The sequence below is a fragment of the Chryseotalea sanaruensis genome (assembly GCF_003990915.1).
Classification (GTDB): Bacteria; Bacteroidota; Bacteroidia; order Cytophagales; family Cyclobacteriaceae; genus Chryseotalea; species Chryseotalea sanaruensis.
Genome location: NZ_BHXQ01000008.1, coordinates 144,268 through 160,893, shown reverse-complemented (window position 1 = coordinate 160,893; position 16,626 = coordinate 144,268). Strand labels below are relative to the sequence as shown.

Sequence of the window (16,626 nt, the reverse complement as noted above, 5' to 3'; positions counted from 1 at the left end):
TTTTATGAATATCATATCATTTCTACAATGGGTGCCTTTTTATAAATAGGCAGGTAAGTTTTTCAGAATATCTGCCGTCATTTTTTCTAAATCAAATGCATGCTGCCAACCCCAGTCTTTACGAGCAGCAGTATCATCTAAAGATTTTGGCCATGAATCTGCAATGGCTTGTCTGAAGTCGGGATTATAACTAATGGCAAAATCAGGAATGTGTTTTTGAATAGCCTTTGCAATTTCAGCCGGACTAAAGCTCATGGCAGAAACATTATAGCTGGAACGGATTTTAACTTTTTCAGCTGGAGCTTCCATCAAATCGATAGTTGCTTTTACCGCATCGTCCATGTACATCATGGGTAAGTAGGTATTCTCACTTAAGAAGCACTCAAATTTTTTATCAGTAAGTGCTTTAATAAAAATATCTACTGCATAATCGGTTGTTCCGCCACCAGGTTTGGTTTTGTAACCTATTAAACCGGGGTATCGCAAACTGCGTACATCAACACCTTGTTTTTGATGATACCATTCGCACCAACGCTCTCCAGCCTGTTTGGTAATACCGTAAATCGTGGTCGGATCCATAATGGTATCCTGTGGGGTATTGTCTTTAGGTGTTGTTGGCCCGAAAGCAGCAATAGAGCTTGGCCAATACACCTTGTCGAGTTTGTATTCAACCGCAGCGTCTAATACATGGATCAAACCGTCCATATTTAAGTGCCAGGCAAATTTCGGATTTCGCTCGCCTGTAGCTGAAAGTACAGCGGCCAGGTGATAAACCTGTGTAATCTCATTTTTAGCTATGAAATCGAAAAGTTGCTTTTGTTTAAGCACATCCAGTATCTCAAAATTGCCTTGAGCCAGTATGCCGCCCGGATCTTTAATATCGGTGGCGATTACGTTATCTTTTCCATAAATGGCCCATAGACCCTGCGTGAGCTCTGATCCCAGCTGCCCACCAGCCCCTATAATCAGTATTTTGTGTTTTTTCATGCTACAGATTGTGGCGCGAAATTACCAAAATTTATTAGTTGCCTACCATGCGTTAGCACTTACCTTTGCATCGTGACTTTCGAAGAATACTTAAGCGGCAAAAAGATTGATGCAATGGCTTTTGAACAGGCTGAGAAGGAACTTGTTAATGAGTGGAGACAAGGATTTGATCAGATGCATCCTAAAAGTTTCACGGCTCAAAAGCTATTCTTGATTAATGGCATACGCAGACGTTTTCCCTTAAAAATTGAGCAGGTAAATCAGGAATTAGCAGATGCAAAGCCTACGACAACCGCAACACCTGCCAAGCCTAAACCTATTATGAGACCTAAAATTAATTAGAACATATGTACGCTACGCTGAAACCTGTTTTAGAAAAAGAATTGTCGGCCATACGTGAGGCTGGACTATATAAAAAGGAAAGAATTATAACCTCTCCTCAAGGTGCAGATATTAAAACTGCAGATGGAAGAGAAGTGATCAACTTTTGTGCAAACAATTACCTGGGCTTATCATCTCACCCACGCATTTTAGCAGCAGCAAAAAAGGCAATTGACACACATGGCTTTGGCATGTCGTCTGTGCGTTTTATATGTGGTACGCAAGACATACACAAAGAACTTGAGAAGAAGATAGCTGATTTTTTAGGTACTGAAGATACCATTTTATATGCTGCTGCTTTTGATGCCAACGGTGGGGTATTCGAACCACTGCTTGGTGCTGAAGATGCGATTATCTCTGATGAACTCAACCATGCTTCTATTATTGATGGCGTTCGTTTATGCAAGGCTATGCGTTATCGCTATAAGCATAATAACATGGATGACCTTGAGCAACAATTGAAAGATGCACGTGCAGCAGGAGCGAAGCAGATTCTGGTGGTAACCGATGGAGCTTTCTCAATGGACGGAACCATCGCACAGTTAGATAAGATTTGTGATCTGGCAGATAAATATGAGGCATTAGTGATGACTGATGAGTGTCACTCATCAGGTTTTTTAGGTAAAACTGGTCGCGGTGTGCCTGAGCATTGTGGTGTAATGGGCAGGGTAGATATTATTACCGGTACACTTGGCAAAGCGTTAGGTGGTGCCTTAGGTGGTTTTACTTCTGGTCGCAAAGAAATTATTGAAATGCTGCGTCAGCGTTCAAGGCCATATTTGTTTTCAAATACCTTGGCACCAGCAATAGTAGGTGCATCCATAGAGGTGTTTAATATACTTTCCGAAACTACAGATCTTCGCGATAAGCTTGAGAGAAATACAAAATACTTCCGTGAGGCAATGACCAAAGCTGGTTTTGATATTAAGCCTGGCGTGCATCCGATTGTACCTATTATGTTATATGAAGCCCCCTTAGCACAAAAATTTGCTGAGCAATTACTGGAGAAGGGAATTTACGTAATTGGTTTCTTCTACCCTGTGGTGGCTAAAGGTCAAGCACGTATTCGTGTTCAGATTTCTGCAGCACACGACCAACACCATCTAGATAAGGCTATTCAGGCTTTTACTGAAGTTGGTAAAGCGCTAGGGGTGATTAAGTAAAATCATAAATTGACAATTGACAGTTGACAATTGTCAATTTATAGCTAAATCTCTAACCTCTAGCTTCGAACTTCGGCCTTCGAATTCGCCATCACCTCTTCATAATAAGCTTCGTATTGTGGAAGTATATTTGTAATATCAAACTCCTGAGCACGCTTTAAAGCATTGGCTTTGAATGTAGGCAGATTGTTTTTGTCTAAAATGATCAAGGCATTTTTTGTCATGTCCTCAACATCGCCAACATTGCTCATAAAGCCTGTAACACCTTGTACATTTAATTCAGGTATACCGCCAGTGTTAGATGAAACAACAGGCACCTCGCAAGCCATGGCTTCTAGTGCTGCTAAACCGAAACTTTCTTTTTCAGAAGGCATTAAAAATAAATCTGCTACCGATAACACTTCCTCAACAGCTTCAAGCTTACCCAGAAAACGCACATCATCACAAATTTTTAATTCACGACATTTTTCCTCTGCTTCATTCCGTTCAGGGCCATCACCAATCATTAAAAGTTTTGAGGGCACTACTTTGTGGATATTATAGAACACACTGATTACATCAGGTATGCGCTTCACTTTTCTAAAGTTAGAAGTGTGCACTATCAGAGCTTCTCCATTAGGACAAATGGCTTTTTTGAAATGATCTTTCTTTTGCTTTTTAAATTTTTCAAGATCAATAAAGTTTGGAATAACCCTGATATCATTGGTGATATCAAAATGTTCCAATGTTTCTTTCTTCAAATCTTCCGATACTGCAGTAACACCTTCAGATTCATTAATGCTAAAAGTAACCACAGGCTCGTAGCTTGAATCTTTACCAACTAAGGTTATGTCTGTACCGTGTAGTGTTGTAACCACTGGAATGTAGATGCCTTGCTTACGCAAAATCTGCTTGGCCATATAAGCAGCCGATGCATGTGGAATAGCGTAGTGAACGTGTAGTAAATCTAATTTTTCATTTTTTACTACACTCACCATTTTACTGGCGAGTGCTAATTCATAAGGCGGGTATTCAAACAGAGGATAGTTTCTAAAATTTACCTCGTGGTAAAAAAGATTCTCGTTTAAAAAATCAAGACGTTGCGGTTGTGAATAGGTGATGAAATGAACTTCGTGACCTTCTTGTGCCAGTGCTTTTCCTAATTCAGTTGCCACCACACCGCTACCCCCAAAAGTGGGATAGCAAACAATACCTATTTTGATTTTTTTCACGGTTTCGGATTAGTTATGAGGGTTAAACCATTTTTGTGCCTGCTTAGTTTCGCTGAAGCGAAAGATTTAAAGGCGATCCCTTAAAATTAAATATGGACTCATAAACAACATCGTGTATGCGTGTTCGAATATTCATACTCAATAGTTTATTGTTGGTCATATCCGGATGTACACGGTTCGATAAGAATATATAAATAAGATCTTGGTCAGGATCTACCCAAATGCAAGTGCCCGTAAAACCAGTGTGACCAAAAGTATTGGGCGAGGCGTATTTTGAAGTAGGGCTGATCGCTTCATTTACAAAATCTCGTTTGTCCCAACCCAAACCTCTGCGACTATTGGCATACTGTTTTCCAGTAAATAAAGAGACGGTTTCCGGTTTAAAATAGTCTAAGCCAGCATAACTACCTTTATTAAGCCACAATTGCCCAAGCTTAGCAAGATCCATTGCGGTTCCAAATAAACCCGCGTGTCCTGCAACGCCACCGTGCATAGCTGCACCCTGATCGTGAACATAACCCAACAATAAAGATTTTCGAAACAACTTATCTTTTTCTGTTGGCGCAATACGATTGGCGTTAAAATGAAGGCGTGGCAGATAACCTAATGAATTCGCACCAAGGGGATCGTATAAATTTTGATTTAAAAAATCTTCCATCGGTTGGTTTAGCATTCGCTCGGCCAATCGTTGCAGCATGTAAAAACCCATATCGCTATAACGATAGTCGTAAGGAGTGCGCGCGGGTTTTTCTCTTATTTTGGATTTAATAATCCATTGCCAGAGGCTGTCCTTCATGGCTTGTGCTGCAAAAAGATTATGAGTTACTTCAAAAGGAAAAAGCTCCGATCTTGTGGGTGCATAAAAATTGGGCATGTACAATGAGTCCTTCATAGTTTGTGCCCAGAAAGGAAGGTAAGGCCAAAGCCCTGCCTGGTGTGTTAGTATGTCTTTGATAATAAAATCTTCTTTATTACTTCCTTTTAATTCAGGCAGGTAAACAGAAATCTTTTTATTGACATCGATTAGTCCTTTTTCATATAAGAAAGCCGTTGTCTGTAAAGTAGCAGCAACTTTTGTTACCGAAGCAAGGTCGTAAATAGTTTCTTCTGTTACCGGTATTTGGTTTTCATAAGTGAGCCAACCAAAAGCTTTATTGTAAATTACTTTTCCTTTGCGGGCAATTAATACACGGCAGCCAGGTGTGGCACCTGCATTAATAGCTTCGTAAGCAATGTCTTTTATTTTTAACAATGTCTTTTCATCTACTTCAACCTCTGGCGGACTTGCATAACCTAAACGACCGAGTGCTTCGGTAGTAATGCCGCTTCCAGATGCATAAAACTTCGTGCTAATGGGGAAGTGACCTACAATAGGTAACGCACCAAAAATTTGTTCTGCTGCAATTTCCTGCATGGCCTCACTGGCATCATAAGTAGCAAGCACAGCATCAAAGTTTTCGTCTGATGGTATTAATTCAGGATTGCCGAGATACACTAATATTACTTTTGTTTTCGGGTTGATTTTTTTAAGCTGATCAAGTGCTTGCTTTAACCACGATTCCGCAAATGGAAAGATACCCGCAACAACAACATCGTAATCAGACAGCTGCGTAAACACACTGCTATCTTGCGGAAGTACAGCACAGTACTCATCTACTTCTGTGTAACGTGCCAGGTATTGATTAAAAGTGTTGTTGGCACTAATGCCAATGGAGATAGAGGCTATTTTTTTATTATCAAGGATTTTAAGGGGAAGCAACAAGTCTTTATTGCTGATGAGTGAAACGGAAGCTTGCTGAATTTTGTGTGTTAGTAGGCTAAGATGGTCTTCGTGGAATGGATGTATTTCTGGAAGATTAACTTCAGGTCTGATGTCATACTTGGCTCCCAAAATCTTGCGAACACTTCTCTCTAATTGTAAGGTGTAAACTTTTTCCTTGCGTACAAGTTTTTTAATTTTTCTAACTGCAAAGCCAATGTTTTCCGGGTTGATCAGTATGTCGTTTCCCGACTGAAAAGCAAACAACTCAGGCTCGCCCCAGCGAATTTTTCCTTTAGAAAGTTTAATGTCTGGCACATTACTCATCAGCAGACCATCATAATCAAATGATTTTTCTACCTGCGTATTCGTTAGTAAATTACTTATTGCACTGGGTACAAATTTCATCTTCTGCATCAGTGCTTTGCGCTCAAAAGAAAGAGGGATAGTTTGAGACTTTGGCAACACTGCGTCTGCACCTGAAGCCAGTAAGTTTTTATAAATGGACTGCTGAGGATCATTAACCGCTAGTGAACCATTTCGAAGTGGCCACTGCGAAGAGAAATCAGAAAGACCGGTCAATATGTTTTCTGTTTTCAAGGTCTTTATATAAAGTTCAAGACGTCTGCTGATATGGTCAGCATCATTTCCCCAGAAATAATATAAGGTGTCTTTTGCTCCTGACTTCGCCACCAGTGCATTTGGGCCCATATTCAGGTTAATACCGATGTATTTCAATTGACGAGCCAGCAATTTTGTGGTACTGATAAATGTAGATTCGGGCAGAGCACTTAATATAAGAGGTCTGGGAAATGAAAAAGCACTATCGAGTGTTTTCCCCACACCCCACTCCGCATCTAATGCTACAAACAAAGGTGTTTTACTTACTGCTTGATATTGTTCAATGTTTTGTTTAACAGCAGAAGCTGACCCACTACTAATGATAATGCCACCTAAATGATGACTCTTTAGTTCATCCATGAGGCGCTGGTGGGCTTCTCGCGAATTAAGGTCAGCTTCTATCATAAAAAGCTGGCCAATTTTTTCTTCTAAGCTAAGTTGTTGAAAAACACTGTCTACCCATTGCTCCTTGCTTTGTCCCCAACCAGCAACATACATTGCTGAGAAGAGAATAAGGCATAAAACTTTTTTTACCATCCGCCCGTTTTCGATTTGAATTACCTTTTATTAACGTCAATTTTGTACAAGCTTGTATTTTAGGCCTGAAATCATAAATATACGATTAAGATGAAGTTTAGCGGACTATTTACGAAAACACCAGAGCATAAAAGATTTAATTTTATGCCAAGGCATTACGATCCTCGAGAAGATGAGATGAAGGAGCGCGAAGAGCGCATTCAAAAAGAAGTGGAGGCAGGTTTGCGTAAAGAAACTGAGGAGGATCTACTCCGTCATCAATCGCGCATAAAAGGATCATTTCAGGCGGCTAGAAAACGATCAGTTCAAAAAAGCGCACCTTCAGCAGCAGTGTTACGTACCTTAATAACTCTTTTTATTGTACTGGAATTATGGGCCTATCTTCAATTTGGTAACGTAGCGCTTTATGGACTCTTATTAATAGTGCCTTTTTACTTATTCCTGAAATTTAGAAGTTTTAAACAATCCTGATTTTTTAAGCACCAGCCCTGACCATGCCGGATATTATACAGCTACTTCCTGATGCTATTGCTAACCAAATTGCTGCCGGTGAGGTGGTGCAACGACCAGCATCTGCGGTTAAGGAATTAATTGAGAATGCCATTGATGCTGACGCCACGCACATTAAGCTGATTATTAAAGATGCCGGAAAAGCTTTGCTGCAAGTTATCGATAATGGCAAAGGCATGAGCGAAACGGATGCGCGCATGAGCCTGGAGCGACACGCCACTTCTAAAATCAGAAAAGCCGAAGATTTATTTACACTGCACACTATGGGTTTCAGGGGTGAAGCACTCGCCTCTATTGCTGCGGTGTCGCAATTAGAAATTAAAACACGTCAAGCAAAAGAAGAACTGGGTACACTTTTGGTGGTAGAAGCTTCCGAAGTAAAAAAGCAAGAACCTGCCGCCTGCGATAAGGGAACCAGTATTAGTGTAAAAAATCTTTTTTATAATATTCCTGCACGCAGAAACTTTCTGAAATCTAATTCAGTAGAAGTGAAGCATATCGTTGATGAATTTCAGCGTCTTGCATTGGCATATCCTAACATTGCATTCACTTACGTAAACACCGATGATGTTGAAATTGATGTAACAGCGGGAAAGTTGAGTCAGCGCATTATTGCTTTATTTGGGAAAAGTTTCCAACAACAGCTGGCACCTTGTGAAGAAGAAACTGACTACGTAAAAATAACTGGTTATGTTGGTCGGCCTGAGTCTGCTAAGAAAACAAGAGGCGAGCAGTTTCTTTTTGTAAACAATCGCTTCATCAGAAGTAATTACCTGCATCATGCAGTAATGATGGCCTTCGAAGGTTTGCTGCCCGAAAATAGTTTTCCTTTTTATGTTTTGTTTCTTACACTTGACCCAAAGCATATTGATGTAAACGTTCATCCTACCAAAACAGAAATAAAGTTTGACGATGAACGTGCGGTCTATGGAGTAGTACAAGCTTCTGTAAGGCAGGCATTGGGCGCCCACAGTCTACGACCTTCACTTGACTTTCAAAACGATCAGAATATTGTTGAGAAACTTTCTGCGCAACATTTGGATAAAGATGTGTATTACAACGAAAGATTTCAGACACTTAACCAGCGTACTAACCTTGAAAATTGGGAAAAACTGGTAGAGGGCGAGTGGCTAAGCAAACAAAGTAGCACGCCTACCTTTGAGCGACCAGTAGATCAGCTGTCTATGATGCAGCACGAAAACAAAGCGGAGGAACAAAGTGAAGCTTTGCCTGAAGAGTCGGTTCTTTTTCAGTGGCATGGCAAATACATAGTAAGAACAGTAAAGCCAGGTTTGATGTTTATCGACCAACAAGCTGCCCACGAAAGAGTGCTTTTTGAGAAGTTTTTGAATCAATTGCGAAATAAAACCGGAGAAAGCCAGCAAAGCCTTTTTCCACAAAGTATTCAATTGAGTGCAGCAGATTTTGCTTTGCTGATGGAAATGGAGCAAGAATTAAGGGCCTTGGGTTTTATGTTGGAGGTTTTTGGTAAGAATACCATACTGATTTCCGGCACACCTGCCCATCTGCCTACAGGTAGGGAAAAGCAACTATTAGAAGGTTTATTAGAGCAGTTTAAAATCAACCAGTCGGAGCTTTCCGTTCCTTTACAGGAAAATTTAGCCAGGGCTTTGGCAAAAAGAGCCTCTTTAAAAGCCGGACAAAAACTAATGGCAGAAGAAATGCGTTCATTGGCTGATGCCCTGATGGTCTGTAAAACACCCAACTACACACCAGAAGGTTCACCAACATTCTTTATTTTTGAATCTGGTAAAATGGAAAATTATTTTAAACGACAATAAGTTAAGTAATACATCACGGTTATGCCGGCAGCTTGATAAAACTGCCATGGCAATGTGAACCAATAAATATTTATGCTGAATCTGACACCGGTAGTCCGTAACATTATTATTCTGAACGTGATTGTATTTATCCTGCAAAACATGTTCAGGTCTTTGCATGTAACAGAGATACTTTCTTTATGGAATGTGGGCACTGAAAACTTTCGCCCTTACCAACTGTTCTCATACATGTTTGCACATGGTGGTTTCATGCATATCCTTTTTAATATGTTGGCGCTTGCCTTTACAGCACCAATTTTAGAAAATTACTGGGGGGCAAAGCGATTTTTGTTATTTTACTTGATAACTGGCATTGGTGCAGGTGTTTTTAACATTGCTATCGACTATTTCTTTTTAGATGGCAATTCCTTCGGTTATATGTTAGGGGCTTCTGGTGCCGTATATGGTGTTTTGATGGGTTTTGGCATGATGTTCCCCAACATGGAAATCATGTTGTTAATACCGCCTATTCCTATTAAAGCAAAATACTTGGTGTTTGTATTGGGCGGAATGTCGTTTTTATTGGATAGAAGTGGAGGAGTAGCCCACTTAGCCCATTTAGGTGGTGTGGTATTTGCTTTTGTTATGATACAATATTGGCGTAGTCAGGGTGGAAGAGGGGGATATTTTTAGAAGTAAGATTTTTAATAATTAGAAATAACAGGTAGAGGAAAAAGTAACGTGATCTTTAACGAATTCAAAAACGCCTTTCAGCGCACTAACCATGCGCATGTCCAGTTGATTATTATTAACGTGGCGATCTTCCTATTTGTAGGTGTAATTTTCGTATTCTCTCGTATTGCAGGTTTTGATGCTTTGGTTGAAGTGGTATATGATCAGTTTACTATACCTCCACAATTTTCTGAATTTTTAACCAGACCATGGACACTTTTTACTTATTCATTTGCACATAGCCTTACAGATATTTTTCATATACTCTTTAACATGTTGGCCTTGTATTGGTTTGGTCGACTATTCATAGAGTATTTGGGCAGTGATAAATTAGTGGCACTTTATGTTTTGGGTGGAATGGCAGGTGCTATTTTTTACCTTGTCATGTTTAACACTATTCCATACTTTATAGAAGCATCTAACTTTAATGGAATGGTCGGAGCTTCAGCTGCTGTGTTTGCCATTATGGTGGCGGTGGCCACGCTTTTACCCGATTACACTTTCTACTTGTTGTTTTTAGGGCCAGTAAAAATTAAGTACATCGTATTCGTATATATCGTAATTTCTTTCATCGGATCTGTAGGGCCCAATGCTGGTGGTAACCTGGCACATTTAGGTGGTGCCTTAATGGGCTTCGTGTACATGAAGCAATTACAAGCAGGGGTAAATTGGGGAGGATGGATTACTGCTGTGATTGATTGGGTCAAAGATTTATTTCAACCAAGACCTAAAGTAAAGGTCAGCTACAGAAAAGAGGAGGCAGCCTTCGCTCAGAAAAAGAACGTAAAAGTAACTTCAGAAAAGGGCAAGATATCACAAGAAGAAATTGATGCTATCCTTGATAAGATTTCAGATGGCGGTTATGAAAGTCTCACTAAAGATGAAAAGGAGAAACTTTTCAATGCTTCTAAAAAGTAACCTTCTTTAGATTTCCTGGCAATCTAGCTTCTAAACTCTAACATCGAGTCTCCAGCTTTCAACTCATTTCATCGCATCAAAATAAGCATGCAAGGCTTCCATTATATCTTCAGGATTAGTAGCGTACTGTATCATTCGGTAGCGCTGATTAAATGAAGCCAACAATTCGTAGTACTCTTCTTCACTTAACTCATAATCTTTTGTAAATATTTCTTTTACTACAGGATCAGTAATGACCTGTATATACGTTTGCGTTTTATTGCTCTCCTCAACATAACGGTAAACCTTTCTTTTTTCCTTTTCTGTTTTAGAAAAATAGGTAAAAGGTGATTGCAAGGCCTGATAACTATCCATCTTTCTTGGGGCTACCCGCGTACGATCCAGAATTTCGTTTGGATAGAGTCGCGTTGCCTTGATAACAATTTCCTGTAACATCCGGGTTTGCTCCCGCATGCGAATAAAGAGTGCGTCCTCTTCCAAAAACAAGGGTAACTCTAGTGTTATGTAGCCGAGATAAGAAAAAATCAGTGTATCAACCGGTGTGGCAATCAAAGTGAATAAACCACTTTGATTAGTAACTGTAGCCTTGGCGCTACCCTTAATTGAAACATACACACCACTCATGCCCGCCATGCTTACCGAATCGACAACTATACCCCTATAGCTTTGTTGACCCTTTAGACTAAGGCTTAGTGTTAAGAGTAATAGGAAAAGAAAAAATCTCACGCTTAGTTTTTACGAAGATGCTTTTGAGCACAAAAAAGTTTAATCCAGTTGGTTGATTTTATTATCGAGCTTCTCGCTTCCAACGTCCACTCCCCCCCCCGCTTCTAGCCTCGAACTTCTATTTATTCGCCAACTGCCCACAGGCTGCATCAATATCCTTTCCTCTGCTTATTCGAATCCGAGTAGTAATGCCTTCGGCTTCCAGTATTTCCTGGTACATGCGCAGCGACTCTGGTGTTGCTTGTTGAAACGCGGGGTCGTCAATAGAATTGTACTCAATTAAATTAACTTTACTAGGTATGATTTTGGCAAACTTTAAAAGTGCCAATGCATCTTCTTTTTTATCGTTAATACCTTTCCATACCACATATTCATAAGTGACCTTTCTTTTAGTATTTTGATACCAGTGTTTTAGCGCATCGGCCAACTCTTCAAGAGGAGTGCTGTCGTTGATGGGCATTATAGACGACCTTGTTTCGTTGATGGCCGAATGCAGCGATACGGCAAGATTAAATTTCACCTTATCGTCTGCAATCTTGCGAATCATTTTGGCCACCCCTACAGTTGAAACCGTAATCCGTTTCCAGGCCATGCCCAATCCTTTCTGGTCAGTAATTTTATGAATGGCATCCAGCACATTATTGTAGTTAAGCAAGGGTTCCCCCATGCCCATAAATACAATGTTAGTCAGTGGTCTATTAAAAAATAATTCAGCTTGTTCTTTAATGGCTACTACCTGATCATAAATCTCATCAGGGTTTAAATTGCGCATACGTTTTAAGCGGGCAGTGGCACAAAATTTACAAGCCAGACTACAACCCACCTGCGATGAAACGCAAGCAGTGATCCTTTTCTCAGTAGGGATAAGCACCGACTCAACAATTAAACCATCGTGCAGCATGACAGCGTTTTTAATGGTGCCATCAGCACTGCGCTGCATCTTATCAACTTTAATGTGATTTATGGAGAAGTTCGTTTTTAACATTTCGCGCACAGGTAGCGAAAGGTTAGTCATTTGATCGAAATCCTTGGCAGATTTATGCCACAACCATTCGTAAACCTGTTGAGCACGAAAAGCCTTTTCACCCTGTTCCGTAAAAAACTGCTTGAGCTCGTCTAGTTTTAGTTTTCGAATATCGCGCTTACTTACCTCTACCATCCTGCAAAATTAGTAATTCGTGGGCAATGTCGTTTAGTTAAGCTTTCGCTTTCATCTTCTCTCTTGGAGAGGATTGGAGGTGAGCCTGCCTGCACATAGCCGATTCGGCAAAGGCAGGGTCATAAAAGGGGCTCAACTAAATGATATTGAATTCGCAGGTCAAGATGCCTGGTTCTGGCTTTTTTAGCGAATTCTTTCAAAAATACGTACTTCGCAAGGCCGGTTAACATCACTCACAATAAGCTTGGCACTAGAAAGTTCCTCAACGTTATAACTGGCAATAATAGTCCGGGATTTCTTGTCGAGTAAATGCAGTGTTGCCCCGTCATAGCGATACAAAAAGTTCTTTTCATTCACCTCTTTTCGTTTACCCAATATAGAAGTGCTTTGTTCGCCCTTCATTTTCTCCTTAAACTCGATTACATCAGGGGTACGCTTTTTCATGCTATTAAAATCGCTCATCAACTCATCCATATCTTCCGATTGATTGGGATTATCGAGCTTTTCGTCCATGCAATTGCTTTGTTTCATTAATTGCCAACGCCCAATAAGGTCTTGAGCGGATAAACTAAAGCTGGCAACGGTCAGGAATAAACATACAAGGGTCTTCATAACATTCAATTTTTATGAAGTTAGTCAAAATTCAGGCCAGCCTGTGTATCTTTTCGGCATGAAGCACTACTTTTTGGTAATCCTGCAGCTAACTCTTCTAACAGCTTGTACTAAAGCCCCAAAAGAGGATGCCATTCTGCTGGAGAACTTAATGAAAAGCAAACCTGACAAGTTTCAGCAAATCTTAGACAGCTCAGATTTTTATGAAGTACAGATCATTTACACACAAGTAAACCGAGACTTGGAAAATAAACCGAGCTTCAAAAGCTTTTACTTTAACTTGGACTCTGGCCAATACTTTTACCCTGCCTCAACTGTTAAATTACCAGCCGTTTTACTGGCTTTGGAAAAATTGAGAGCACTCAACGTTCAGCATCTTGATAAATACACACCTATGTTGCATGACAGTGTTTACAGTGGGCAAAGTTCTGTACAAAAAGACACTACCTCTGCAAATAGCATGGCTTCGGTGGCGCATTACGCAAAAAAGATTTTGGTAGCAAGCGATAATGATGCCTTTAATCGCTTATATGAATTTATTGGTCAGGAAAATTTCAACAAAGAACTCCGAAAAAAGGGATATACAGATACAAGAATTTTGCATCGGTTGGAGAGAGCACTTTCCTTAGATGAAAATGCACACACCGAAGCAATTCGGTTTTTTCAAAAACATGGTGTAGTGTATGAGCAACCTATGTTGATGAATGAAACCCCCTATGCACCAAGCACTTCAATTTTAAAAGGTAAAGGTTATATCAAGAAGGATACGCTTGTCTCGAACCCTTTTGATTTCACTTATAAAAATTTCTTTCCACTGGATGAACAACAACGGATGATGCAGGCAATAATCTTTCCTGAGACGGTTCCAGCAGAAAGTCGGTTTGTCATTCCTGAGGAAGACAGAGCATTTGTTTTACAATACATGTCTCAATTGCCAACCGAAACCACCTATCCCCCCTATAACCAAGATGATTATTACACCGATGCTTATTGTAAGTTTTTCATGTTTGGTGGAAATGGTGCTATGCCAAAGAACATTCGAATATTTAATAAAGTAGGTGATGCCTATGGTTATTTAATCGATAATGCCTACATCGTTGATTTTGGTAACAACATAGAATTTATGCTAAGTGCAGTCATTCACGTAAATAAAGATGGCATTTACAATGATGGTAAATATGAGTATGAAAGTATTGGTCAGCCCTTTTTTAAAAATATAGGTAATCTCATTTATGAATATGAGTTGTCAAGAATAAGACAGCATCAACCGGATTTGAGTGCTTTTAAATTCGAATACGAAATCAGCAGATAAACTAAAAGAATAGTATTGATAGTATGCAAAAAGCTAATGCCATTGTCATCACCGGAGGTTATCTAGATACCAGTAATGCTAAAACAGCGCATGGACTGATCAGAGGTACAGACCGCTTTAATATCGTGGGTATTATCGATCATAAACATCCTGGTAAAGACGCAGGCGAGATTTTGGATAAGAAGCCAAGGAACATTCCTGTTTTTGCCACCATTGAGGATGCCTTGAAGACAAGCAAAGAATCTATTAAGTATTGTATTATCGGTGTAGCAACAAAGGGGGGTGTTATACCTGAAACATTGCACGCGATGATCAAAGAGGCCTTAGAGCTTAACTTGAGCATTGTTAATGGTTTGCATGATTATGTATCAGAACATGAAGAGTTGGCGGTTATTGCCAAACAAAGAGGATTGGAAATCATTGACGTACGCAAACCCAAGAAATTCAAAGACCTTCATTTCTGGTCAGGTAAAATCGTGGAAGTCAAATGTCCCAAAATTGCGGTGTTGGGTACCGATTGTGCTATGGGTAAGCGCACCACCACGCGTTTCTTAGTAGAGATGATGCGGAAGGCCGGCTACAAAGCAGAAATGATTTACACCGGACAAACAGGTTGGATGCAAGGTGCCAAACATGGGTTTATTTTCGACTCGACACTCAACGATTTTATTTCGGGAGAAATGGAGCATGCGGTATGGTCGTGCTATCAGGAAGAAAAACCGGATATTATTTTTATTGAAGGACAATCATCGTTGCGTAACCCAAGCGGCCCTGCTGGTTCAGAATGGATAGTATCAGCAGAAGCAAAAGCTGTCATTTTACAACATAGCCCTATACGCAAACAATACAAAGACATGGAGTTTTATCCGGCTTATCTCCCTTCTTTAAAAGATGAAGTGAGCTTGATTAAAATGTACGGAGCAGATACCATAGCTATTACTATCAATACAGCCAAGATGGCCACAGAGGAGGCAAGAAAATACGCAACATCGTATGAACAAGAATTAAACATCCCTGCAATCCTTCCTTTGGAAGATGGCTTGGAAGCATTGCTCCCTGCCTTTGAAAAATTGATTAATGAATCAAAAAAGTAACCAAACCATTTACCGGCAAATAACATGAGTACTAAAATCAAAAATATAAAAGTCTGGAGTGTAGACTTAGGTAACCAAAGACCTTACACAATTGCTTTTAAAACTGTAGATGAAGTAAAAAATGCATTTGTCGAAATTACATTGGCGAACGGACTTACTGGTTTAGGTTCGGGTAACCCTAGCGAATATGTAGTGGGTGAAAACCTGAAACAGACTTTAGAAGCGTTGCAAGAAAACAATCTTGATTTTTTAATCGGTCGGGATATTCGTGAACTAAATCAACTCACTTTTGAAGTATGGCAACGCTTTCCTAAAAATCCTGGAGCAAGAGCTGCGCTTGACATTGCACTGCATGATGCTTTCACAAAATTCTTGGGTATTCCTTTAGTTCAGTATTTCGGACAAAAAATAAAGTCCATGCCAACCTCAAACACCATTGGCATTAAAAACGTGGAAGCTACCTTGGTGGAAGCCGAGGAGTTTGTCGGAAAAGGATTTAAAATATTAAAAGTAAAACTAGGTAAGGATCCGGCAGAAGACATTGAGCGTATGGTAAAGCTGCGCGAACGTTTTGGTAATAATATTGTTATTCGCATTGACGCCAATCAGGGTTATAATGTGCAGCAGACTATTGACTTCTATAACAAAACAAAACACCTCAATATAGAATTGATAGAACAGCCTTTACCAGCCAAAGCCATTGCAAAAATGAAGAGTTTACCGGACGAGATAAAAGAAATTGTTGCTGCTGATGAATCTTTGATCAGCCCTAAAAATGCTCTTGAATTGGTGAAGCCACCGCTGGCATGCGGTATCTTCAATATTAAATTAATGAAGTGTGGTGGTCCAAGTCAGGGTTTAAAAATTGCAGACATCGCATTACAATCTGGTGTAAATTTATTTTGGGGTTGTAATGATGAAAGTGCGGTAAGTATAACTGCTGCTTTGCATACAGCCTTTGCCTGCTCAAACACAAAGTATATCGATCTTGATGGAAGCCTTGATCTCGCACAAGACATAGTGAAAGGAGGTTTCGTTTTAAAAGATGGTGTGATGTCTTGTTCTGAAAAACCCGGATTGGGGGTGGAGTTAATTTAGTGAGTCCTGGAGCATCTGGCTTCAT

General features: G+C 40.0%; 15 protein-coding genes. 9 read left to right on the top strand and 6 right to left on the bottom strand.

All coding sequences use genetic code 11. The annotated features are described in order from the left end of the window. Nucleotides 1–39: 39 nt before the first annotated feature. A complete protein-coding gene (locus SanaruYs_RS19210; protein ID WP_127124240.1) occupies nucleotides 40–987 on the bottom strand; it encodes an NAD-dependent epimerase/dehydratase family protein in 948 nt (315 codons plus the stop codon). 72 nt (nucleotides 988–1,059) lie between these two features. On the opposite strand from SanaruYs_RS19210, the gene SanaruYs_RS19205 reads away from it, so the two are divergent. Both SanaruYs_RS19205 and kbl read left to right on the top strand, forming a co-directional pair. After that, entirely contained in the window at nucleotides 1,060–1,329 is a 270-nt protein-coding gene (locus SanaruYs_RS19205; RefSeq protein WP_127124239.1) for a hypothetical protein, read from the top strand. Between the two features lie 5 nt (nucleotides 1,330–1,334). Further along, on the top strand, nucleotides 1,335–2,531 hold the full coding sequence (gene kbl / locus SanaruYs_RS19200) for a glycine C-acetyltransferase (protein WP_127124238.1): 1,197 nt from the start codon (nucleotides 1,335–1,337) through the stop codon (nucleotides 2,529–2,531). A 59-nt stretch (nucleotides 2,532–2,590) separates the two neighbouring features. On the opposite strand, the gene bshA is transcribed toward kbl, so the two are convergent. Further along, entirely contained in the window at nucleotides 2,591–3,733 is a 1,143-nt protein-coding gene (bshA, locus tag SanaruYs_RS19195) for an N-acetyl-alpha-D-glucosaminyl L-malate synthase BshA (protein WP_127124308.1), read from the bottom strand. Between the two features lie 52 nt (nucleotides 3,734–3,785). Then, nucleotides 3,786–6,659 (bottom strand): serine hydrolase, encoded by a 2,874-nt coding sequence (locus SanaruYs_RS19190; RefSeq protein WP_127124237.1) that lies wholly within the window; start codon nucleotides 6,657–6,659, stop codon nucleotides 3,786–3,788. A gap of 90 nt (nucleotides 6,660–6,749) precedes the next feature. Here SanaruYs_RS19190 and SanaruYs_RS19185 point away from each other — a divergent pair, with 90 nt between their 5' ends. The 4 genes from SanaruYs_RS19185 to SanaruYs_RS19170 all read left to right on the top strand — a co-directional run bounded on the left by SanaruYs_RS19185 (nucleotide 6,750) and on the right by SanaruYs_RS19170 (nucleotide 10,600). Next, nucleotides 6,750–7,130: a hypothetical protein gene (locus SanaruYs_RS19185; protein WP_127124236.1), complete on the top strand. Its 381-nt coding sequence runs from the start codon at nucleotides 6,750–6,752 to the stop codon at nucleotides 7,128–7,130. 23 nt (nucleotides 7,131–7,153) lie between these two features. Next, the gene (gene mutL, locus SanaruYs_RS19180; protein WP_127124235.1) at nucleotides 7,154–8,971 is read left to right on the top strand and encodes a DNA mismatch repair endonuclease MutL; all 1,818 of its coding nucleotides are present in this window, start codon (nucleotides 7,154–7,156) and stop codon (nucleotides 8,969–8,971) included. Nucleotides 8,972–9,043: 72 nt separating this feature from the next. Further along, nucleotides 9,044–9,643, top strand: coding sequence for a rhomboid family intramembrane serine protease (locus SanaruYs_RS19175; protein WP_127124234.1), 600 nt, complete (start codon nucleotides 9,044–9,046; stop codon nucleotides 9,641–9,643). 120 nt (nucleotides 9,644–9,763) lie between these two features. Further along, nucleotides 9,764–10,600 carry a rhomboid family protein gene (locus SanaruYs_RS19170; RefSeq protein ID WP_306307943.1) on the top strand — a complete coding sequence of 279 codons (837 nt, stop codon included), beginning with the start codon at nucleotides 9,764–9,766 and terminating at the stop codon, nucleotides 10,598–10,600. A gap of 63 nt (nucleotides 10,601–10,663) precedes the next feature. Here the strand turns inward: SanaruYs_RS19170 and SanaruYs_RS19165 are convergent, their stop codons facing one another. The 3 genes from SanaruYs_RS19165 to SanaruYs_RS19155 form a co-directional block, all read right to left on the bottom strand. Next, complete coding sequence (locus SanaruYs_RS19165) at nucleotides 10,664–11,326, bottom strand: carboxypeptidase-like regulatory domain-containing protein (RefSeq protein ID WP_127124232.1); 663 nt, start codon at nucleotides 11,324–11,326, stop codon at nucleotides 10,664–10,666. A gap of 118 nt (nucleotides 11,327–11,444) precedes the next feature. Further along, nucleotides 11,445–12,485: a dual-specificity RNA methyltransferase RlmN gene (rlmN, locus tag SanaruYs_RS19160; RefSeq protein ID WP_127124231.1), complete on the bottom strand. Its 1,041-nt coding sequence runs from the start codon at nucleotides 12,483–12,485 to the stop codon at nucleotides 11,445–11,447. A gap of 183 nt (nucleotides 12,486–12,668) precedes the next feature. Continuing rightward, complete coding sequence (locus SanaruYs_RS19155) at nucleotides 12,669–13,097, bottom strand: hypothetical protein (protein WP_127124230.1); 429 nt, start codon at nucleotides 13,095–13,097, stop codon at nucleotides 12,669–12,671. Nucleotides 13,098–13,155: 58 nt separating this feature from the next. Here SanaruYs_RS19155 and SanaruYs_RS19150 point away from each other — a divergent pair, with 58 nt between their 5' ends. The 3 genes from SanaruYs_RS19150 to SanaruYs_RS19140 are packed head-to-tail and all read left to right on the top strand — an operon-like array spanning nucleotide 13,156 to nucleotide 16,601. Beyond that, a complete protein-coding gene (locus SanaruYs_RS19150) occupies nucleotides 13,156–14,409 on the top strand; it encodes a serine hydrolase (RefSeq protein ID WP_127124229.1) in 1,254 nt (417 codons plus the stop codon). A gap of 23 nt (nucleotides 14,410–14,432) precedes the next feature. After that, nucleotides 14,433–15,503, top strand: coding sequence for an N-acetyltransferase DgcN family protein (locus tag SanaruYs_RS19145; RefSeq protein WP_127124228.1), 1,071 nt, complete (start codon nucleotides 14,433–14,435; stop codon nucleotides 15,501–15,503). Between the two features lie 24 nt (nucleotides 15,504–15,527). Next, the gene (locus SanaruYs_RS19140) at nucleotides 15,528–16,601 is read left to right on the top strand and encodes a mandelate racemase/muconate lactonizing enzyme family protein (RefSeq protein ID WP_127124227.1); all 1,074 of its coding nucleotides are present in this window, start codon (nucleotides 15,528–15,530) and stop codon (nucleotides 16,599–16,601) included. The last annotated feature ends 25 nt before the right edge of the window (nucleotides 16,602–16,626 follow it).